General features: G+C 38.8%; 16 protein-coding genes and 2 pseudogenes. 15 read left to right on the top strand and 3 right to left on the bottom strand.

The window, feature by feature from the left end:
- Nucleotides 1-46: 46 nt before the first annotated feature.
- The 5 genes from pheS to LG375_RS02445 all read left to right on the top strand — a co-directional run bounded on the left by pheS (nt 47) and on the right by LG375_RS02445 (nt 5,478).
- Complete coding sequence (gene pheS, locus LG375_RS02465) at nt 47-1,090, top strand: phenylalanine--tRNA ligase subunit alpha (protein WP_014633009.1); 1,044 nt, start codon at nt 47-49, stop codon at nt 1,088-1,090.
- 16 nt (nt 1,091-1,106) lie between these two features.
- Nucleotides 1,107-1,625, top strand: a complete 519-nt coding sequence (locus LG375_RS02460; RefSeq protein ID WP_064525091.1) for a GNAT family N-acetyltransferase — start codon at nt 1,107-1,109, stop codon at nt 1,623-1,625.
- Between the two features lie 364 nt (nt 1,626-1,989).
- On the top strand, nt 1,990-4,398 hold the full coding sequence (gene pheT, locus LG375_RS02455) for a phenylalanine--tRNA ligase subunit beta (protein WP_201710843.1): 2,409 nt from the start codon (nt 1,990-1,992) through the stop codon (nt 4,396-4,398).
- 68 nt (nt 4,399-4,466) lie between these two features.
- Nucleotides 4,467-5,048 carry a hypothetical protein gene (locus LG375_RS02450; protein ID WP_070577319.1) on the top strand — a complete coding sequence of 194 codons (582 nt, stop codon included), beginning with the start codon at nt 4,467-4,469 and terminating at the stop codon, nt 5,046-5,048.
- A 91-nt stretch (nt 5,049-5,139) separates the two neighbouring features.
- The gene (locus LG375_RS02445; RefSeq protein WP_002891184.1) at nt 5,140-5,478 is read left to right on the top strand and encodes an ATP cone domain-containing protein; all 339 of its coding nucleotides are present in this window, start codon (nt 5,140-5,142) and stop codon (nt 5,476-5,478) included.
- A gap of 40 nt (nt 5,479-5,518) precedes the next feature.
- On the opposite strand, the gene LG375_RS02440 is transcribed toward LG375_RS02445, so the two are convergent.
- On the bottom strand, nt 5,519-6,784 hold the full coding sequence (locus LG375_RS02440) for a PLP-dependent aminotransferase family protein (RefSeq protein WP_225745214.1): 1,266 nt from the start codon (nt 6,782-6,784) through the stop codon (nt 5,519-5,521).
- Nucleotides 6,785-6,943: 159 nt separating this feature from the next.
- Between LG375_RS02440 and LG375_RS02435 the strand changes: the two genes are divergently transcribed.
- The 6 genes from LG375_RS02435 (at nt 6,944) to nox (ending at nt 12,840) form a co-directional block, all read left to right on the top strand.
- Nucleotides 6,944-7,474 (top strand): DUF5067 domain-containing protein, encoded by a 531-nt coding sequence (locus LG375_RS02435; RefSeq protein WP_002891182.1) that lies wholly within the window; start codon nt 6,944-6,946, stop codon nt 7,472-7,474.
- Between the two features lie 138 nt (nt 7,475-7,612).
- Nucleotides 7,613-8,122, top strand: coding sequence for an ECF transporter S component (locus LG375_RS02430; RefSeq protein ID WP_002891181.1), 510 nt, complete (start codon nt 7,613-7,615; stop codon nt 8,120-8,122).
- Complete coding sequence (locus LG375_RS02425; protein WP_048675479.1) at nt 8,123-8,980, top strand: pyridoxamine kinase; 858 nt, start codon at nt 8,123-8,125, stop codon at nt 8,978-8,980.
- The gene (locus LG375_RS02420; RefSeq protein ID WP_073689809.1) at nt 8,970-9,500 is read left to right on the top strand and encodes an ECF transporter S component; all 531 of its coding nucleotides are present in this window, start codon (nt 8,970-8,972) and stop codon (nt 9,498-9,500) included. Before LG375_RS02425 ends, LG375_RS02420 begins: the two co-directional genes overlap by 11 nt.
- A 138-nt stretch (nt 9,501-9,638) precedes the next feature.
- Nucleotides 9,639-11,177, top strand: coding sequence for an ABC-F family ATP-binding cassette domain-containing protein (locus LG375_RS02415; RefSeq protein WP_225745213.1), 1,539 nt, complete (start codon nt 9,639-9,641; stop codon nt 11,175-11,177).
- A gap of 289 nt (nt 11,178-11,466) precedes the next feature.
- Nucleotides 11,467-12,840 carry a H2O-forming NADH oxidase gene (nox, locus tag LG375_RS02410; protein ID WP_048675487.1) on the top strand — a complete coding sequence of 458 codons (1,374 nt, stop codon included), beginning with the start codon at nt 11,467-11,469 and terminating at the stop codon, nt 12,838-12,840.
- A gap of 88 nt (nt 12,841-12,928) precedes the next feature.
- On the opposite strand, the gene LG375_RS02405 is transcribed toward nox, so the two are convergent.
- Nucleotides 12,929-13,915, bottom strand: a complete 987-nt coding sequence (locus tag LG375_RS02405) for an L-lactate dehydrogenase (protein WP_073689811.1) — start codon at nt 13,913-13,915, stop codon at nt 12,929-12,931.
- 220 nt (nt 13,916-14,135) lie between these two features.
- Between LG375_RS02405 and gyrA the strand changes: the two genes are divergently transcribed.
- From gyrA to LG375_RS02390, 3 genes and pseudogenes are all read left to right on the top strand, one after another.
- The gene (gene gyrA / locus LG375_RS02400; protein ID WP_225745212.1) at nt 14,136-16,604 is read left to right on the top strand and encodes a DNA gyrase subunit A; all 2,469 of its coding nucleotides are present in this window, start codon (nt 14,136-14,138) and stop codon (nt 16,602-16,604) included.
- Nucleotides 16,604-17,365: a class A sortase gene (locus LG375_RS02395; protein ID WP_225745211.1), complete on the top strand. Its 762-nt coding sequence runs from the start codon at nt 16,604-16,606 to the stop codon at nt 17,363-17,365. The genes gyrA and LG375_RS02395 overlap by 1 nt, the downstream gene beginning before the upstream one ends.
- Nucleotides 17,366-17,401: 36 nt before the next feature.
- Nucleotides 17,402-17,473, top strand: a pseudogene (locus tag LG375_RS02390) (VOC family protein); the annotation flags it as partial.
- A 26-nt stretch (nt 17,474-17,499) separates the two neighbouring features.
- Here the strand turns inward: LG375_RS02390 and LG375_RS02385 are convergent.
- Nucleotides 17,500-18,443 (bottom strand): annotated as a pseudogene (locus tag LG375_RS02385) (IS30 family transposase).
- Nucleotides 18,444-18,676: 233 nt separating this feature from the next.
- Here LG375_RS02385 and LG375_RS02380 point away from each other — a divergent pair.
- The gene (locus tag LG375_RS02380; RefSeq protein ID WP_225745210.1) at nt 18,677-22,201 is read left to right on the top strand and encodes a DUF2971 domain-containing protein; all 3,525 of its coding nucleotides are present in this window, start codon (nt 18,677-18,679) and stop codon (nt 22,199-22,201) included.
- Nucleotides 22,202-22,241 lie beyond the last annotated feature (40 nt).

Below are 22,241 nucleotides of genomic sequence, written 5' to 3'. Positions count from 1 at the left end.
GGTTTTTTGTTTGCGATTCGAAATTGTTACATCAGAAAGGAATCTCATGGATTTACAAACACAATTGCAAGAGTTGAAAACCTCAACACAGGCTAAATTGGCTGAAATGCGTGGTGAACACTCTAAAGAATTACAAGAATTGCGTGTTGCAGTTTTGGGTAAAAAGGGCTCTTTGACAGATCTTTTGAAGGGGCTTAAAGACCTTCCTAATGAAGAACGCCCTAAAGTTGGTAAAATGGTCAACGAAGTTCGTGACGTTTTGACTGAAGCTTTTGATGAAGCCGCTAAAATTGTTGAAGCCGCTAAAATTCAAGCCCAACTTGACTCTGAAAGTCTTGACGTAACCCTTCCAGGACGCCAAGTCAAACTTGGTAACCGTCATATTCTTAGCCAAACAGCTGAAGAAATCGAAGACATTTTCTTGGGGATGGGCTTCCAAATCGTTGATGGTTTTGAAGTTGAGACTGACTACTATAACTTTGAACGTATGAACTTGCCTAAGGACCACCCAGCGCGTGACATGCAAGATACCTTCTACATTACGGAAGAAATTTTGCTTCGTACACATACAAGTCCTGTCCAAGCTCGTACACTTGATAAACACGATTTTTCTAAAGGTCCACTTAAGATGATCTCACCAGGACGTGTTTTCCGTCGTGATACAGATGATGCGACTCACAGTCACCAGTTCCACCAAATCGAAGGTTTGGTCGTTGGTAAAAACATCTCAATGGGTGATCTTAAGGGAACGCTTGAAATGATTATCCAAAAAATGTTTGGTGCAGAACGTCAAATCCGTTTGCGTCCATCTTACTTCCCATTTACTGAGCCTTCAGTTGAAGTTGACGTGTCATGCTTTAAGTGTGGTGGTAAAGGATGTAACGTATGTAAGAAGACAGGTTGGATCGAGATCCTCGGTGCTGGTATGGTTCACCCACAAGTGCTTGAGATGTCTGGTGTTGATTCTGAAGAATATTCAGGTTTCGCCTTTGGTCTTGGTCAAGAACGTATTGCCATGCTTCGTTATGGTATCAACGACATTCGTGGTTTCTACCAAGGTGATGTTCGTTTCTCAGAACAGTTTAAATAAGGTTTAGGAGGTTGTCATGACAGTAGCTATTCGTAAGGTTCTTCCGGAAGAAGTAGCAGAATTAAAAGTTATCTCCGAAGAAACCTTTAGAGAGACTTTTGCTCATGATAATACCGAAGCCCAGTTGCAAGGTTACTTTGACACTGCACTTTCTGAGGAAGTCCTCTTAGATGAAATCACTCATGAAGAATCGCGTTACTTTTTCATTCTCGTTGATGGTGAAAAGGCAGGTTTTCTAAAGACCAATGTTGGTTCTGCCCAAACAGAGCAGCACCTGGACAATGCCTTTCAAATTCAGCGTATTTATATCAGTCAGGCCTTCCAAGGCATGGGCTTGGGTAAGCAATTATTTGAGTTTGCTTTACAAGAAGCTCGTGAACTTGCTTGTGATTGGGCCTGGTTGGGTGTTTGGGAAAGGAATTTTAAAGCACAGATATTTTACGATAAATATGGCTTCGAAAAATTCGCAGAACACGATTTTCCGGTCGGTGATGGTAAAGTGGACCGCGATTGGTTGCTAAAATTGAAACTATAAACCTATTATTAAGTTGATAGAGAGGAGTTTAAAAGGCGATTAAACGTGTTAGTTCGTCTTCCTCTTATATCAGATATACATATTCCTAAATTACAGAAAGGATTTGAACCCGCTTAAGTAGAGGTTTGAACTCTTCTCTCATTTATCAGTTGAACTGATAATTTTACAGAAAGGATTTGAATACGACCTCAAAGTTCGAGATTAGTTGTTTTTGAATCTAAATGTTTTCTTCCTAATTATACAGAAAGGATTTGAACCCGCCCTAAGCTCTGGGCAAAAAAGATAAAGGCTCCTAGGTGCTGATGCACCAACGTTGCCTTTCCTATTTTTGCTGAGAGCTATTAACGGGCTTGGTATCATTATTATGCTAGTTAGTTATAAATGGTTAAAAGAGTTGGTTGATGTGGATGTTACCACTGCTGAACTCGCTGAAAAAATGTCGACGACAGGTATTGAAGTGGAAGGTGTTGAGACACCTGCCGAAGGCTTGTCAAAATTGGTTGTTGGTCATGTCTTGTCATGTGAAGATGTGCCTGAAACACACTTGCACTTGTGTCAAGTAGATACAGGAGATGCTGAAGGTCCACGTCAAATTGTTTGTGGTGCTCCAAATGTCACTGCTGGCATCAAGGTAATTGTTGCCATTCCTGGTGCCCGTATTGCAGACAATTACAAAATCAAAAAAGGTAAGATTCGCGGCATGGAATCTCTCGGGATGATCTGTTCTTTGGCAGAGCTTGGACTTCCAGATAGCATTATTCCTAAGGAATTTGCGGATGGTATCCAAATTTTGCCAGAAGATGCCGTTCCTGGCGATAGCATTTTCCCATATCTTGACCTTGATGATGAAATCATCGAATTGTCAATCACACCTAACCGTGCGGATGCTCTTTCTATGCGTGGTGTGGCACATGAAGTTGCTGCAATCTATGGAAAATCTGTTCACTTCCCAGAAAAAACGGTTACTGAAGACAGCAAACCAGCTTCTGATAAGATTTCAGTAGCCATCGAAAGTGATAAAGTGGCTACTTATGCTAGTCGTGTGGTTGAGAATGTTACTGTTCAACCAAGTCCACAATGGTTGCAAAACCTTCTTATGAATGCTGGTATCCGTCCAATCAACAATGTGGTAGATGTGACAAACTATGTTCTTCTTTACTTTGGACAACCAATGCACGCCTTTGATTTGGACAAATTTGAAGATTCACGAATCGTTGCCCGTGATGCCCGTGAGGGTGAAAAATTGGTGACTCTCGATGGTGAAGAACGTGAATTGACTACTGAAGATATTGTTATTACAGTTGCTGACAAACCAGTTGCCCTAGCAGGTGTTATGGGTGGCGCTTCAACTGAAATTGACAACAATTCTAAAAATGTTGTTCTCGAAGCTGCTGTATTTGATGGTAAATCAATTCGTAAGACAAGTAGTCGTCTCAACCTTCGTTCAGAATCATCATCACGTTTTGAAAAAGGTATCAATAACGATACTGTCCTTGAAGCGCTTGATTTTGCTGCAGCAATGTTGCAAGAATTGGCAAATGGAACGGTACTTGCAGGCCGTGTTCAAGCGGGATCAGTTGATACAGAGCCAGTTCAAGTTTCTACAAGTCTTGACTATGTGAATGTTCGCCTTGGTACAGAATTGACTTTTGCAGATATTGAAGATGTCTTTGCGAAACTTGGTTTTGGATTGACAGGTGATGCTGATAAATTCACAGTATCTGTACCACGTCGTCGTTGGGATATCAGTATCCAAGCAGACTTGGTTGAGGAAATTGCACGTATCTACGGCTACGAGAAATTGCCTACAACACTTCCAGAAGCAGCAGGAACGGCCGGTGAATTGACTGAAACACAAGCACTTCGCCGTAAGGTTCGTAGCATTGCTGAAGGTGCTGGATTGACTGAAATCATCTCATATGCTTTGACAACACCTGAAAAAGCCGTTGAATTTGCTGCGACACCAAGTAATTTGACTGAGTTGATGTGGCCAATGACTGTTGACCGTTCAGCTCTCCGTCAGAATATGGTTTCTGGCATGCTTGATACTGTTGCTTACAATGTTAACCGTAAGAATAGTAACGTTGCTATTTACGAAATCGGTAAGGTCTTTGAACAAAAGGGTAATCCAAAAGAGGAATTGCCAAATGAAATCAATACCTTTGCCTTCGCTATTTCTGGTCTTGTAGCTGAAAAAGATTTCCAAACCAAAGCAACGCCAGTTGATTTCTTCTATGCCAAAGGTATTGTTGAAGCACTCTTTGATAAACTTGAAGTTTCAGTTGACTATGTACCAACAAAAGACCTAGCAAGCATGCACCCAGGTCGTACAGCTGCTATTGTGCTTGATGGTCAAACTATTGGATTCCTTGGTCAAGTACACCCTCAAACCGCTAAGAACTACGGTATTCCAGAAACTTATGTGGCTGAAATTAACCTTAGTGCTGTAGAAGCTGCCTTGCAACCAGATCAACCATTTGTTGAAATCACAAAATTCCCTGCAGTATCACGTGATATTGCCCTTCTTCTCAAGGCAGAAATAACTCATCAAGAAGTTCTGGATGCTATCTACTCTGCAGGAGTCAAACGCTTGGTTGCCGTTAAACTCTTCGACGTTTACGCAGGTGAAAAACTTGGTTCAGGTATGAAATCAATGGCTTATAGCCTTACCTTCCAAAATCCAAATGACAACCTCACAGATGAAGAAGTTGCCAAATACATGGAAAAAATTACTAAAGCTCTCACTGAAAAGGTCGAAGCAGAAGTACGTTAATCATTAGAAAATCCATCTGAGAAGATGGATTTTTAAGTGATTAGACGATATTACATAAAGGAGATAATTTGTTTTTAGAGTTCTTTGACGGGGTATGGGGACATTACACTTTTGAATCTGATAAAGTCAATGTACTTATTGATGGCTTACCCAGTTTTGCTTATCCCTTGGGGCAATTAACATTTTTAGTGTTAGTCTATAGGTTACTCGTTCATCAGTATGTTAAGAAGTTTTTAATCATGTCACCTCAAGATATCTGGGCTTGGCAGAAGGAAAAGTTTTGTCAAAGTAAATTATCTTTCATTGTCATCCCAATAGTTTATCTGTTTATTTTCGGAATGACCTATGTTTTGGTTGAGGATGTTTTAGCTACCGTCACTATTTACAAGGATTATGGAGGACCTATAGCTAAAACCATTGATGGTAAAGTTGAACAAATAGATATTAGTCATGTTGGGTCAAAAACGAGTAGTGCTAGAATTAATGCTCACTTTGAAAGCTCTGACGGGCAGACTTATGACATTCACCTGATAAACGGCGATAAAAGAATCGCTAATTATATGCGGCACCATGAGTCAGATTCCTATACTGCAACGCTTTCCTTTGATAAACATGGCAAACCAGTTTACATTTCTAAATTCTGGGAATAAGCAGTCCGGATAGCTCTTTCAGGGATTTGCACTTGACAAATATGTAAATTCTCTGCATAATAAAAGAAAAAGCCATGAAAAGAGGGTAGCCATGCAAATTATTAAACGTAATGGTCAAGTTGCTGAATTTGATCCTGATAAAATTTACCAAGCCATTTTAAAAGCAGCACAGACTGTGTATGTTCTCGATGATACTTGGCGCCAAAACCTTGCTCAAGTTACGAAAAAAGTAGTGCTTGATCTTCAAGATGCTCAGGTAGAACGCCCAACCATCAACATGATTCAGTCATTGGTTGAAAATCGTCTCATGGAAGCAGGCTTTATCAATATTGCTGAGCATTATATTTCATACCGTTTGCAACGAGATTTGGAGCGTAACGGTTATGGTGACAAAGTAATTGTACACCTACGCTTTGAGCAGACTAAATAAACAAAAGCCATCGCTTGATGGCTTTTGTTGTGTCTAATTGTCACTTTGTCTTTTTAAAAATTTTTATAAAGGATTCCAGTTCCTGTCCATGACCTATCTGCAGATAAGTTTCAGAAGTTGGTCTAATAAAGGATGATTCTAAAAAACGAATCTGCTTGTGGGCTTTGAATTTTTCAAGTGAAAACTCCTTAGGAACTTGCCAGGTCACATGTCTAGGGGAAATCTGATAAGGAATGCTAACCTTAGATTTGTCAATGATTGCTTGACTTTTAGCCATGTTTTGTTGAAAGAGGTCGCCAAGTTTCTTAATGTTTTTTTGGAACATGCCATTTTCGAGATAAACGGAAAGTGCTTTTTGCATGATGAGATTGGTATCATAGTCAATAAGTCCCTTGTGGCTCAAAAAGGTAGACTTAAGATTAGGAGGTAAAACAAGGCTACCTAGGCGCAAACCTGGAAAAAGGGTCATGGAGAAGGATTTGATATAGATGGTCTGATTTTGAGTATCATAGTAGTGAATAGGGAGATTTTTACTATCACTAAAGTCTCCCATATAGTCATCCTCGACGATATAAACATTATACTGATTGGCAAGTTGGGCTAGCTTTTCTTTTTCGCTAGCATTATAGCTTAATCCGAGAGGATTGGAATAACGGCTGATAGTATAGAAGAACTTAATCTGTCCAGATTTAAAATACTCTTCCAAGCGGTCAAAATCCAAACCATCAAAACCACGGTTAATCGTCTCGTAAGCTAGATTTTGACGGTTGACAAGCTGGTTCATGCGATGATAGGTAGGTTGTTCTAAAAGAATTTTGTGGCCACCATTACCAAAATCCATCTGTGAAAGGATGTAGAGGGCCTGTTGACTTCCTGAGGTTATGACAATCTGATCTGAATTGACATAAATATCGTCAGCAATTAATCGACTCTTTAAGGCTTCAAGCAAATCTTTGAGTCCAGCTTGTTCATGATAATAGTTGAAGAGGTAGTCCTGATGACCTGCCAAACTTTCATCCAAACAAAGTTTAAAATCCTCGTAGGCTAATTGATTGTAATCGTTAAGGTTAAGAAGGACCTTATTATCGACTTCATTGCGTCCTTCGAGAACATAATAGCCACTTTTGGGTACGGCGTAAATATAGTTTTGATATTTGAGTTCCAAGAGTGCTCTTTGAGCTGTATCCTTACTACAGGCATAAGTCTGGCTAAGTTGACGAATAGAGGGGAGCTTACTCCCTTTTTTTAAAGTACCATTTTGGATATCTTTGATAATGGTCTCGACAATATCTTGATAAATACTCATAACTGACCCCTTACAGATTTTTCCTTATTTTACCTTACTTCCCTTCTCAGAGCAATAGGCCCAGAGAAATTTGACAAGATTATTAGATTTTGACATAATAAGAAGGTTGTAAGGTAAAACTAAATTCCCCTTCCAAACAAGTTTAAGGAGATTATAAGAATGACTTTTAAGAAAATCTTAGGACTTCTCGCTCTTGCATGCTTGACCATTATCGGTTTGTCAGCTTGTACACCCGAGAAAGAGCCTACTTGGACCTACGATAAAAACAAAATGCTATTTACAGGACAAGATGCTAGTGTACAAGTTCTTTCTGCAACTAAAATCGAATCACCGGAAGGTCAAAAAGCTGTACGTGTTCACTATAAACTTAGCAACTCAAGTAAAGAAACTATGAATGCCTACACTCTTTTGATGAAGGTGGTCCTTGATGTGAAACAAGAGAAGGAAGAATTGAAGGTTGCTACTTTGGTCTTTTCTAAAGATGATGACCGAGATAAGATTGCAAATAAGACCAAGATTGCTCCTAAGGAAGTTAAAGAAATCGTTGTCGATTATGCCGTTGCAGATTTTGATCATGATCTTAGCATTGATTTCTCTGATTACGGTACTGAGGCTAACGCGACTGCTAAGCTTTCACTACAAAATCTTGAAAAGGCACCTGTCAAATACTTTGATAAAAAAGCTCAATAAGTCCTATCACCACATGAATGTGTGGTGTTTTTTTATTGTCTTAAATCTGTACCCAGACAGTAACGAAAATACTATCTTGTTTAATCGTCAGAATTTTCATAAACTTATACTATATTTATTGACTAAGGAGTTTTAGGTATGTCAGCAAAACGTTTAACCATTTCTGCATTTTTCATGGCACTTGTCATTATTTTGAGCTCGAGTCTCCTATCTATTCCTGTGCCAGGAGGTCATTTCTATTTTAACGGGATTATTATTTTCCTAGTTGGTTTAATTTTCCCACCTACAGAAGCAGTTATTATTGCCGGAGTAGGTTCCTTTATTGGAGATTTTCTTTTCTACCCCCTTCCTATGTGGGTAACTCTAGTAACACATAGCCTTCAAGTTCTCGCTATTGCACTCATTGTTGGAGGACGCTTAGGAAAATTGAGTAAGTCTAGGGCAGCTTTAGGTCTCTTGATTGGGGCTATTATTGACTTAGTCGGTTATGGCTTAGGAAGAGCCTTTATCTACGGTACGCCTGCCTATGCTATTATGAAGATTCCTTTTGACATTGTAGCTGCTATTCTTGGTTTAGGAGTGGCCTACTACATTTATTTCCACACAGGTTTTGTTAAACAGTTTAAAAAGACCTGGGAAGGAAAATAGATGACCAAAGTAATTGTTGCCAATGACCTGGTTGGTCTAGGTAAGGTTGCTTTGACTAGTAGCCTCCCTATCATGTCAGCCTGTCAAACTGAAGTCCTTCCCTTGCCAACGGTTCTTTTATCTTCGCATACAGGGGACTTTAATAATATTTATGTACGGGACCTTACAGATGACCTAAAAGGGTTTTGTAAGCAGTGGGAGCACTTGGATTTTAAAGTAGATGGCCTTGTGAGTGGTTATTTTAAGTCAGAAGAAGAACTAAAACTTGTAGGTCAATTAGCTCGCGATAAAGAGATACCTCTATTTGTTGATCCTATTATGGCTGACAATGGCCGTCTCTATCAAGGTTTTGATAGAAACTATGTAGAAGCCATGAAAGATTTCTGTCAACAAGCAGATGTCATCATTCCCAATCTGACAGAAGCTGCCTTGTTGACGGATACTCCATATCTTGAAGCAGGTTCCTATGATAAAGTCACTGTTGAAAAGCTTTTGAGAGATTTGACCAAGCTTGGCCCTCGGAAAGTTATTGTGACAGGTATCTCTTTTGAGACAGAAAAAATGGGTTTGGCTTATTTTGATAAAGAGACTAATGAAACGGCTTATCTTATGAGGAAAAGTTATCAATCTCATTTTTATGGTAGTGGAGATTTACTAACGGCAATCTTATCAGCTGGTTACTTTTATAACCTAGATTTACTAAAGGTTTGTGATTTGGCCTTGGATGTCATGGATAGAGTTCTTTCATCAACACTGTCCGATGGTCGTCCTTTAAAATACGGCCTATGCTATGAGCCTCATATTGGTTTATTATTTAGTGGTTTTAATGCCCTATTGGAGGAGAAAAATGAAAAGTGATAAAACACGTGAATTAGTTATCCTAAGTTTGTATGCTGCTTTGATTATTGTGAGCGTACAGTTTATTCGTATTCCTTTTGGACCTCAATTTGTCCATTTGGGAAATGCCCTAGTTGTGATTGCTGTTTTGATTTTTGGAGCCAGAAAAGGTGCGCTAGTCGCAACAGTAGGGTTGGGGCTATTTGATATTATCAATGGTTATGCTGCCGAGGTCTGGATTACTATTTTAGAATCCTTGATTGTCTGTCTGGTGCTCTATTTTGTTTTTGAAAAGCTACTAAAATCAAATGACAAAATGGTAAATATCATAATCATTGGAGTTATAGCTGCAGTAACCAAAATTATTTTGAATTTTATTAAGTATACGATTATTAATAGTATCGTTGCGGGTTTACCAGTAAATGCTGCCATGGTATTGGCACTTACTAAAATAGGGGGAACCTTTGGAACATCAGTAGTGACTATTATTGCAGTTCCTCTCCTATATCCTGTCTTTAAACGTATTTTACAGAGAAACTAAAGAGTTAGCAGGTTAGTCCTGCTTTTTCTTTTTAATTTTCCAAAAGCATAGGTCCAAATTTTCACTAAAAAATGGTAAAATAGTAGAGTTAATGTCAAGAAAGGAAAGGGCTGAAGACTGTTTTAGCCCAGATATGCTATGTCTATTTTAGAAGTCAAAAATCTTAGTCACGGATTTGGTGACCGTGCTATTTTTGAAAATGTCTCATTCCGTTTGCTCAAAGGTGAGCATATCGGTCTTGTCGGTGCTAACGGTGAAGGGAAATCAACCTTCATGTCTATCGTTACTGGAAAATTGCAGCCAGATGAAGGTAAGGTAGAGTGGTCAAAGTACGTTACAGCGGGTTACTTGGATCAGCATGCTGTTCTTGAAAAGGGGATGACCATTCGTGATGTCCTTCGTACGGCTTTTGATGAGCTCTTTAAAACTGAAGAACGCATCAACGAGATTTACATGTCTATGGCTGACGAAGGAGCCGACGTTGATGCTCTGATGGAAGAAGTAGGTGAGCTTCAGGATCGTTTGGAAACGCGTGATTTCTATACACTAGATGCTAAGATTGATGAGGTTGCCCGAGCACTAGGTGTCATGGATTTTGGTATGGATTCAGATGTAACGGACCTTTCAGGTGGTCAACGTACCAAGATTCTCTTGGCTAAGTTATTGCTTGAAAAACCAGATATCTTGCTTCTTGATGAGCCTACCAACTATTTGGATGCTGAGCATATTGCCTGGCTTAAACGCTATCTTCAAGAATATGAAAATGCCTTTGTCCTCATTTCGCACGATATTCCGTTCCTAAACGATGTGATTAACATTGTCTACCATGTTGAAAATCAAGATCTGGTTCGCTATGCAGGTGATTATGACAATTTCCAATCTGTCTATGCAATGAAGAAAGCTCAATTGGAAGCAGCCTATGAACGTCAGCAAAAGGAAATTGCAGACCTTCAAGATTTTGTTAACCGTAACAAGGCGCGTGTTGCTACTCGAAATATGGCCATGTCGCGTCAGAAGAAATTGGATAAGATGGAAATTATCGAGTTGCAGGCAGAGAAGCCAAAACCAGAATTCCATTTCAAGGAAAGCCGTACACCTGGACGCTTTATTTTCCAAACCAAAGATCTTGTTATTGGTTACGACCGTCCGTTGACCAAGGCTCCATTGAATCTTACATTCGAACGTAATCAAAAGGTAGCTATTGTCGGTGCCAATGGTATCGGTAAGACCACTTTGCTTAAGAGCCTGCTTGGTATTATTCAACCACTCGAAGGAGAAGTTGAAACAGGTGATTTTATTGACCTAGGTTATTTTGAACAAGAAGCAGAAGGCTCACGTCAGACACCTCTTGAAGCAGTTTGGGACGCTTTCCCAGCTCTAAATCAAGCTGAGGTTCGTGCAGCTCTAGCCAAATGCGGATTAACCTCTAAGCATATTGAAAGTCAAATTCAGGTGCTTTCAGGTGGAGAACAGGCTAAGGTTCGTTTCTGTCTCCTTATGAATCGTGAAAATAATGTCCTTGTTTTGGACGAACCGACCAACCACTTGGATGTTGACGCCAAGGATGAATTGAAGCGTGCCCTTCAGGCCTTTAAAGGTAGTGTCCTCATGGTATGTCACGAACCGGAATTTTATGAAGGTTGGACAGATGTTTGGGATTTTAATGAGTTAGTATAGTGATAAAAGAGTGTTGGCATTCTCTAAAGAGAGAGTTGCTCACTCTTTTTTTATGTTAAAGAGCCGAGTAGACTTACTAAGATTTGATAAGACGGAGATGGTGTAGAGGAAGGTCGTCAGCATCATAAAGTGTTTTTCTACAGATTTTGTCGTGACCTATTTGGGTTTTGAGCATACAAATTTAATTTGTTCAAAAAGTAACAAAGTCTGAGCATAAAAGGTGTAACCGTTTTCCGATTATGGTAGAATAAATTAGTAAACTATTATCAAAAGAAAGTTGGACAAACTTATGTCAAAAATCGTAGTTGTTGGTGCTAACCACGCTGGTACTTTTAGTATTAATACTATTCTCGATAATTACGGAGACCAAAATGAAGTAGTTGTTTTCGACCAAAACTCTAACATTTCATTCTTGGGTTGTGGTATGGCCCTTTGGATCGGTAATCAAATCTCAGGTTCTGATGGTCTTTTCTATGCCAACAAAGAAGGACTTGAAAGCAAGGGCGCTAAAGTTTATATGAACTCACCAGTTGAGTCTATTGACTTTGATGGTAAAACTGTTACAGCCCTCGTAGATGGTAAAGAGCATGTTGAATCATATGACAAATTGATTTTGGCAACAGGTTCTCAACCAATCTTGCCTCCAATCGAAGGTGCCGAAATTAAAGAAGGTAGCCGTACTTTCGAAGCTACACTTGAAAACCTTCAATTCGTTAAACTTTTCCAAAACGCTCAAGAAGTTATTGATAAATTGAACGACAAATCTCAAGATATCAAACGTGTAGCGGTTGTAGGTGCTGGTTACATTGGTGTTGAATTGGCTGAAGCTTTCCAACGTCATGGAAAAGAAGTTATCCTTATCGACGTTGTTGATACATGTTTGGCAGGTTATTACGACCATGACTTGACTGACCTTATGGCTAAAAATATGGAAAGCCACGGTATTAAATTGGCATTTGGTGAAACTGTTAAAGCAGTAGAAGGTGAAACTAAGGTAGAACGCATCGTTACAGATAAAAATGCTTACGATGTTGATATGGTTGTTCTTGCTGTTGGTTTCCGTCCTAATACAGCTCTCGGTGCTGGTAAGTTGGAAACATTCCGTAATGGCGCTTACCTTGTTAATAAAAAACAAGAAACATCAATCAAAGATGTTTATGCAGTTGGTGACTGTGCTACCGTTTATGATAATGCCCTCGATGATGTGAACTACATTGCCTTGGCTTCGAACGCTGTTCGTTCAGGTATTGTCGGTGGTCATAATGCCGGTGGTGGCGATGTTGAATCAAACGGTGTTCAAGGATCAAATGGTATCTCAATCTATGGTTTGAACATGGTATCAACTGGTTTGACAGAAGAAAAAGCAAAACGCTTTGGTTTCAATCCAGCAGTAGTATCTTCAACAGATCTTCAAAAAGCTGCCTTTATGGAAGATGAAAATGCAGACGTTACAATCAAGATTGTCTATGACAAAGATACACGCAAAGTTCTTGGTGCTCAAATGGTATCACGCATGGACATCTCTATGGGAATCCACATGTTCTCATTGGCTATCCAAGAAGGTGTAACTATTGACCGTCTTCAATTGCTTGATTTGTTCTTCTTACCACACTTTAACCAACCGCTTAGCTATATTGCTAAAGCAGCCATCTCAGCTAAATAATCTTAAACAGCTAATTCAGTCGAATTAGCTGTTTTTTTTAATACGAAAAAAGCCTCCTACTGGAGACTTTTATCTAACTAATGTTAGATTAGTTTTTTGAAGCTTCTTGGAATTCAGGGTTTTTCCATGCTTCATCAATGATAGCTTGCAATTCGTCAGCAGAAGCTTTCATTTTTTGTTGTTCAGCATCGTTCAATGGGATGTTAACTGGACGTACGATACCGTGTGCACCTACGATTGCAGGTTGACCGATAAAGACGTTGCTTACACCATATTGACCTTCTTGGAATACAGACAATGGAAGTACTGCATTTTCATCGTCAAGAATAGCTTTAGTGATACGAGCAAGGGCAACGGCGATACCATAGTAAGTAGCACCTTTTTTGTTGATGATTGTGTAAGCGGCATCACGAACACCTTCGAACAATTCAACCAATTCAGATTCTTGAACGTTTTGAGTGTCTTTAAGGAATTCTTCAAGGTTTACACCGGCGATGTTAGCGTGTGACCAAACGGCAAATTCTGAGTCACCGTGTTCACCCATGATGTAGGCGTGAACTGAACGAGCATCAACGCCAAGTTTTTCAGCAAGTGCTTGACGGAAACGAGCTGAGTCAAGTGAAGTACCTGAACCGATAACGCGTTCTTTAGGGAATCCTGAGAATTTCCATGTTGAGTAAGTCAATACGTCAACTGGGTTAGCTGCTACAAGGAAGATTCCTTTGAAGCCTGATTCAACAACTTGAGTAACGATAGATTTGTTGATAGCAAGGTTTTTACCAACAAGATCAAGACGAGTTTCACCTGGTTTTTGTGGAGCACCAGCAGTGATAACTACAAGGTCAGCATCCGCACAGTCTTCGTATTTAGCTGCGTAGATTTTTTTAGGTGAAGTGAAAGCAAGCGCGTGGCTAAGGTCAAGCGCATCACCAACAGCTTTTTCGAACAATTGTGGAATTTCGATGATACCAAGTTCTTGAGCGATACCTTGGTTTACAAGTGCGAAAGCGTAAGATGAACCTACGGCACCGTCACCAACGAGGATGACTTTTTTGTGTTGTTTAGTTGCAGTCATGGGTCTAAACATCTCCTTATTTTTTAATTGGGTTACCCCGTACACTGCTTATTCTACCACTTTAAGTGATGGATGTCACGAAATAATAAGGAAATAATAGATGAAAGCGTTTACACAACTGAAAAGTAAAGCGTTTTATGGTATAATATTATAGAAATTTTCTATACTCTTTTATTAGAGTTTGGAATGATTTGAATGAAAGAAAAGAGGCATTTTTAGAGTGCAAGATAATAATTTAATTGACGTTAATTTGACGTCTGAGATGAAGACGAGCTTTATCGATTATGCCATGAGTGTTATCGTGTCTCGTGCTCTCCCAGATGTTCGTGACGGTTTAAAACCTGTACAACGTCGTATTCTATATGGAATGAATGAGCTTGGGGTGACACCTGATAAGCCACATAAAAAATCTGCCCGTATTACCGGGGATGTCATGGGTAAATATCACCCACACGGAGACTCATCTATCTATGAAGCCATGGTTCGTATGGCGCAATGGTGGAGCTACCGTTACATGTTGGTTGACGGTCACGGGAACTTTGGTTCTATGGATGGTGATGGGGCTGCCGCTCAGCGTTATACTGAGGCGCGTATGTCTAAAATCGCCTTGGAAATGCTTCGTGATCTCAATAAGAATACCGTTGATTTTCAAGATAACTATGATGGATCAGAACGTGAGCCAATCGTTCTTCCGTCACGCATTCCAAACCTTCTTGTCAATGGTGCGACAGGGATTGCCGTTGGTATGGCGACTAACATCCCACCACACAATTTGGCTGAAACGATTGATGCTGTCAAATTGATGATGGACAATCCTGAAGTCACAACACGTGAACTGATGGAAGTTCTTCCTGGTCCAGACTTTCCAACTGGTGGCTTGGTCATGGGGAAATCTGGTATTCACCGTGCATATGAAACTGGTAAGGGTTCTATTGTTCTTCGTTCGCGTACTGAAATTGAAACAACTAAATCAGGTCGTGAGCGTATTGTTGTCACTGAGTTTCCTTACATGGTCAATAAGACCAAGGTCCATGAACATATCGTTCGTTTAGCTCAAGAAAAACGTATTGAGGGGATTACAGCAGTCCGTGACGAGTCTTCTCGTGAAGGCGTACGCTTTGTCATCGAAGTGCGTCGTGATGCTTCTGCCAATGTTATCTTGAACAATTTGTTCAAATTAACGCAACTTCAGACTAACTTCAGCTTCAACATGTTGGCCATTGAAAAGGGTGTTCCTAAAATCCTTTCTTTACGTCAAATCTTGGCTGACTATATTGCTCACCAACAAGAAGTTGTGGTTCGTCGTACACAGTTTGACAAGGATAAGGCTGAGGCACGTGCCCACATTTTAGAAGGTTTGTTGATTGCCCTTGATCATTTGGATGAAGTAATTACGATTATCCGTAACAGTCAAACTGATGCTGAGGCTCAAGCTGACTTGATGGCTCGCTTCGAACTCACGGAACGTCAAAGTCAAGCTATTCTTGATATGCGTTTGCGTCGTTTGACAGGTTTGGAACGTGATAAGATTCAAAATGAGTACAATGATCTCTTGGCTCTTATTGCTGATTTAGCTGATATTTTGGCAAAACCAGAACGTGTCATTGCTATCATCAAGGAAGAATTGGACGAAAGCAAGCGTAAATTTGCAGATGCTCGCCGCACAGAGCTTATGGTCGGAGAAGTTATTTCTCTTGAAGATGAGGACCTCATCGAGGAAGAAGATGTTGTTATCACTCTCTCAAATAAAGGGTATATTAAACGTTTAGCCCAAGACGAGTTCCGTTCACAAAAACGTGGTGGTCGCGGTGTCCAAGGTACTGGTGTGAACGATGATGACTTTGTTCGTGATATCGTTTCAACAAGTACTCATGATCACCTTTACTTTATGACCAACAAAGGGCGTGTATACCGTCTTAAGGGTTATGAAATTCCTGAGTATGGCCGTACAGCTAAGGGGTTACCAATTGTCAATCTCTTGAAGTTGGATGAAGGTGAGACAATTCAAACAGTGATTAATGCTAAGAGTGATGAAGCATCAGATAACAATCACCTTGTCTTTGTAACTCGTCAAGGTTTAGTGAAACGAACTAAAGAAGCAGAATTCAAAAATATCCGCCAAAATGGTTTGATTGCCTTGAAACTTAGAGAAGGTGATGAACTCATCAATGTCTTCTTGACTACTGGTAATGAAGAAATTATTATTGGTACTAAATTTGGTTATAGTGTGCGATTCAAAGAGGATACTATTCGCAGTATGAGTCGTATGGCTGCTGGTGTTAAAGGGGTAACCCTTCGTGATGGTGACCAAGTCGTTGGTGCAGCAGCTATTACTGAAGACCAAGAAGTCTTGATTATCACCGAAAAAGGTTACGGAAAGCGTACCTCAGCTACTGAATACCCAACTAAGGGTCGTGGTGGTAAAGGTATTAAGACAGCTAATATCACTGATAAAAATGGTAACCTAGCAGGTATTGTAACAGTTTCTGGTGATGAGGATATTATGGTCATAACTGATACGGGTGTTATTATCCGTACCGCAGTTGCTAACATCTCTCAAACTGGTCGCGCTACTCAAGGGGTTAAGGTCATGCGTTTAGATGCTACTGCTCGTATTGTCACTTTCGCTTTGGTTGAACCTGAAGAAGTTGATCAAGTTATTGAAGACCAAGAAAGTGGTGACAACTAATGAGCAAAGGTAACAAAAATAAGACGCCAAAAAAGCGTCGTAAGTGGCTTGAGGTTCTTCGTTGGAGCTTGATTGTTGTTCTCTTGGTTGTTGGTTTAGCTTTAATTTTCAATAAATCAATTCGAAACACTGTAATCGCTTGGAATACTAACAAATATCAAGTAAGTAATGTTTCTAAAAAGACCATAGAGAAAAACAAGGAAGCTGAGGCGAGTTTTGACTTTGATACGGTTAAATCTATTAGTACAGAGTCGGTCTTGCAAGCCCAGATGGATGCCCAAGATCTTCCAGTCATTGGTGGTATTGCCATTCCTGAGGTCGGTATCAATCTCCCTATTTTCAAAGGTCTTGGAAATACAGAGTTGACTTACGGTGCTGGAACTATGAAGGAAAACCAAGTCATGGGTGGAGAAAATAACTACTCTTTGGCTAGTCACCATATTTTCGGTATTGCTGGGGCTTCTGATATGCTCTTCTCTCCATTAGATAGGGCTAAAGAAGGTATGAAGATTTACCTTACGGATAAAAATAAGATCTACACCTATGTTATCAGTGAGGTGAAAATTGTCCAACCAACTGAAGTAGCAGTGGTTGATGACACTCCTGGTAAGTCTGAAGTGACTTTGGTAACTTGTACAGATGCTGAAGCAACTCAGCGTACAATTGTTAAAGGGAACTTGGATTCGCAGGTAGACTTTGATAAGGCAAGTTCAGATATTATTGAAGCCTTCAACAAATCATACAATCAATTTCAAAGTTAAGAAAGGGCCGTAAGGCCTTTTTCTATGGAGGAAAAAATGTTTTTGAAAACAATACACCATGTCGCTATCATTGTTTCTGATTATGATTTATCTCGAGATTTTTATGTGATAAATTGCAAGAATAAGTGCAACATTTACTTGAACTCATCCTCTAGAGCTTCACTAGCAGTTCTGTAAGCTAAACAATTTCGTGGTCGGCAATTGATATCATATAAAGCCTTTAAAGCCTTGTTCAAAGCCTCATCAGAGATAGGGCTAAATCTGTTTTCTTTGGGAAATATTCTCTTAGTAAGCCATTTGCGTTTTCATTGCTTCCTCTCTGCCAGGATGAATAGGCGTCCGCAAAGAAAAAGGAAATTCCTAAATTCTCGACCAGAGGATAGCGGGCAAACTCTTTTCCCTTGTCTGAAGTGAAGGTTTAAAGAGCCTCTTTTGGAAATAACTTACAAAGTTGTTCGATGGCTGAAAACATGGATTTGGCTGTTCTGTCTGGTATCTTGAAAGCTAAGTAAAAGCGCGTTTTTTGCTCTAGAAAGGTCGCTAAACAGCCCTTGCTTTTGCCTCTGGAAGACACCACAGTATCGAGCTCCCAGTGATCAAAGGTCTCACGATTCCTGACCTCTTTAGGACGTTTGGCAATCGACGTACCAATCCTAAATGTTCCACGTGTTTCTTTGGGTTGTCGAGTTTTTCCTTTACGATGAAGGACGCTTAAATCCAGATCAATCAAACCAGCATAGAGCCAGTTATAGATAGTTTTAAAAGCTACCATTGGCTTTTGTTCAAGCTGATAGTAGCCGCAAATCTGTTTAGGCGACCAGGAGGATTTTAAACCGTCCTCAATTTCCTTTTTCAACTTTGGTCTCAATCGAGACTTCCGACCTTTTTGCTTAGTCCTGTGGTCGTACTGTTCCTGTGCTAAGGCTGCGGAAGAACCATTTTGGAATCGTCTTAACTCTCTTGAAATAGTAGACTTATGGACGCCAAGTTTATTTACAATTTGGCAAGGTTTCAAACCTGATTCTAAGTAGGTTTCTATCTTTATTCGGTCGGTTATGGTAAGATGGGAGTAGCTCATAGTTTTTCCTCGGGTTCTGTTTGTGTGGTTACTTACTGTTTACACCAATGAAACGCTATGAGTTTTTTGTATGAGTTTATGTTTAAAAAGCATCATACATATACTAGTATATACTAGAAGAAGAATGTGGTTTTTGATATGATAAAATATGTAGAAACTAATTATGAAACGAAAAGGCAGATTAGTTTTAACTAGCAATAATTATTATTTCAAGTTCAAGGTGAGGGCATAGTATGGATGAACAGAAATACAATTTGGAACAAAGTATAGCAGAGTTAGGTAAGCTCCTTGACTTATCGGCCAAGGAAACAGATAAGACTGCCTGTGAAGCTCTAGCTAAAAAAGCAAAAATAATATATGAGCAATTTCCAGAATCTGAAGAGATAGCGTTACGATATGCTAGGATTTTAGTCAGTTTGTCGTTTAAACAAGATAATGTCGAGGAGTTACTGAATACTGCTAATTCTGTCAAACAAATTGTTGACCGCTTCAATCAATCTGAAACCATTGCTTTACAATATGCTATGGCTTTAGTCAATCTTTCAAACTTACAAAATGACATCATAAAGCGTAAAGAAATTATATCTGAACTAGAAGCTTTAAGCTTAAAGTTCCAAAATTCTGAAAATATAGCTTTGCAGTATGCTAGGATTTTGGTCAATTTATCAACCAAACAGACTAAGTTGAAGGAACGAGAGACTACTGTTGAGAAATTACAACAATTGTATCTACACTTTCAAGACTCCCGTGATATAGCAGAAGCTTTGGCTAAGATTCTGTTCAATTTATCAACCAAGCAGACTGAATTGAAGGAACGGGAGGCTACTGTTGAGAAATTAGAGAAATTGCAACAAGAATTCCAGGATTCGCATGAAATAGCAGAAGCATTTGCCAGGATTTTGGTCAATCTATCAACCAAGCAGACTGAATTGAAGGAACGGGAGGCTACTGTTGAGAAATTAGAGAAATTGCAACAAGAATTCCAGGATTCACATGATATAGCTTTGCAGTATGCTAGAATTTTGTTCAATTTATCAATCAAGCAGACTGTGTTGAAGGAAATAGAGACTACTGCTAAAAAATTAGAGAAATTGCAACAAGAATTCCAGGATTCACATGATATTGCTTTGCGGTATGCTAGAATTTTGGTCAATCTATCAACCAAGCAGACTGTGTTGAAGGAAGTAGAGACTACTGCTAAAAAATTAGAGAAATTGCAACAAGAATTCCAGGATTCACATGATATTGCTTTGCAGTATGCTAGAATTTTGTTCAATTTATCAATCAAGCAGACTGTGTTGAAGGAAATAGAGACTACTGCTAAAAAATTAGAGAAATTGCAACAAGAATTCCAGGATTCACATGATATAGCTTTGCCATATGCCATGATTTTGGTTAATTTATCAGCAGAGCAGACTGTGTTGAAGGAAGTAGAGACTACTGCTAAAAAATTAGAGAAATTGCAGAAAAAATTCCAGGATTCGCATGATATAGCTTTGCAGTATGCTAGAATTTTGTTCAATTTATCAATCAAGCAGACTGTGTTGAAGGAAGTTGAGACTACTGCTAAAAAATTAGAGAAATTGCAACAAGAATTCCAGGATTCACATGATATTGCTTTGCAGTATGCTAAAATTTTGTTCAATCTATCAATCAAGCAGACTGTGTTGAAGGAAGTAGAGACTACTGCTAAAAAATTAGAGAAATTGCAGAAAAAATTCCAGGATTCACATGATATAGCTTTGCAGTATGCCATGATTTTGTTCAATTTATCAATCAAGCAGACTGTGTTGAAGGAAGTAGAAACTACTGTTGAGAAATTACAGAAATTGCAACAACAATTCCAGGATTCGCATGATATAGCTTTGCAGTATGCTAGAATTTTGTTCAATTTATCAATCAAGCAGACTGTGTTGAAGGAAGTAGAGACTACTGCTAAAAAATTAGAGAAATTGCAGAAAAAATTCCAGGATTCGCATGATATAGCAGAAGCATTTGCCAGGATTTTGGTCAATCTATCAATCAAGCAGACTGTGTTGAAGGAAATAGAGACTACTGCTAAAAAATTAGAGAAATTGCAGAAAAAATTCCAGGATTCGCATGATATAGCTTTGCGGTATGCCATGATTTTGGTTAATTTATCAGCAGAGCAGACTATGTTGAAGGAAATAGAGACTACTGCTAAAAAATTAGAGAAATTGCAGAAAAAATTCCAGGATTCGCATGATATAGCTTTGCAGTATGCCATGATTTTGGTTAATTTATCAGCAGAGCAGACTGTGTTGAAGGAAATAGAGACTGCTACTAAGAAATTACAGGAATTGTATGAACATAAACGCTTCCAAGAATCTGGAGAAATTGCTTTTATATATGGTATACTCTTAGCAATCTTATTTAATCATCAAACGAAGTTGAGTGAACGTAAGCAAACCACAAAAATAATTAAAGAACACTATGAAAAATTTTCAAAATTTATGATACAAAAATTTGATGATTTATTTTTTAGTAATGAAAATATTTGTGACAGTGAAGAGTACATGCTATTCAACTTTATCCTAAGGGAAGGTCTTTTAAAGAATACTAAATATGCTATTTTACAAACCTGGGCAGAGCGCTATAAAGAAGACTCGTGTGAACTAAAGAACTTGCTATCTATTTATCAACTTGTTCAAAAAATCAAGTATCAACTTGGCCTAAAAGACGAAAATAAAAATCAGGTGCTTAAATTCGGCCATTACACCAAGGGAAGCACTCTCCAAATTATGTTAGATCAAGAGATGTTAGATCAAGAGATGTTAGATCAAGAGATGTTAGATCAAGAGATGTTAGATCAAGAGGAGAACGAAAAGAAGAAAACTACTTTTTCGGTATCTGGGAAAACTCGATTGTACAATGCTAATTATATGAATGATCCTGAAGAAGGAATCGTCATAGAAAAGATATTAGGTTTAGATAGACGAGATATCTTGGAACCAAGTTCTTGGTTCTTAATGAGTTTTACAAACAAAACAGATGACTTGACTATGTGGTCCCAATACGGCGATAATGCACAGGGTGTTTGTCTGGTACTTAAGGAAGATGATTTCTCAAGATTCACTTCTTTCAATGATGTTTCATGGCGTAAAGAAGCTATTCCCTTAGAGACTATGAATCAAATGGATTCCACCATATCATACCTAGGTAGTGATTTAAAAACCTCAGTAGACGAATCGAAGAAAAAGGAGTCAACTTTTTCTGCCAATGTCGAAGAGGCACAGCCCCAACCTGAAAAAAAAGATAAGGTAGCTAAAGGGAATAGTGATTATCTCTATAGAATAGCCTATGTTAAAAATACAGGTAAAAACTTTGAACTAGAAGAAACAGAACTCTTTGATGACAATGAAATTACAAAATTAAAAGAATCTGTGAATAATTTAAAGCAAAAATTGTATGAGAGAGTGAATGATAATGATGACTTTTATAAAGAAGCTATCTCCAACTGTATCGAAGAAATTCGCTACTTATTTAAATCTGTCGATTACAAATATGAAAACGAACTTCGTATCTTACGCTATGCTAATCTAGACCCAAGTAATGATAAAATCAAAATTGATAAAACCTCTGGGATAGGCAAACTTTATGTAGAACGGGAAAAACCAATTCAAATTGAGAAGGTCATTTTTGGTCCTAAGTTTCCAAACCCTGAATATGTAACGCCTTTACTGAAACTATTGGATAATGATATCAAATATAAAAAATCTACGATAAAATTCAGATAGATACACTCCTATTCTCTATTCTAAATAACACTCATAAAAT

Origin of the sequence: Streptococcus sp. Marseille-Q3604 (assembly GCF_916619785.1) — a bacterium.
Lineage (GTDB): Bacteria > Bacillota > Bacilli > Lactobacillales > Streptococcaceae > Streptococcus.
The sequence above is the reverse complement of the archived record's forward strand: the minus strand, read 5'-3'. Positions and strand labels throughout refer to the sequence as shown.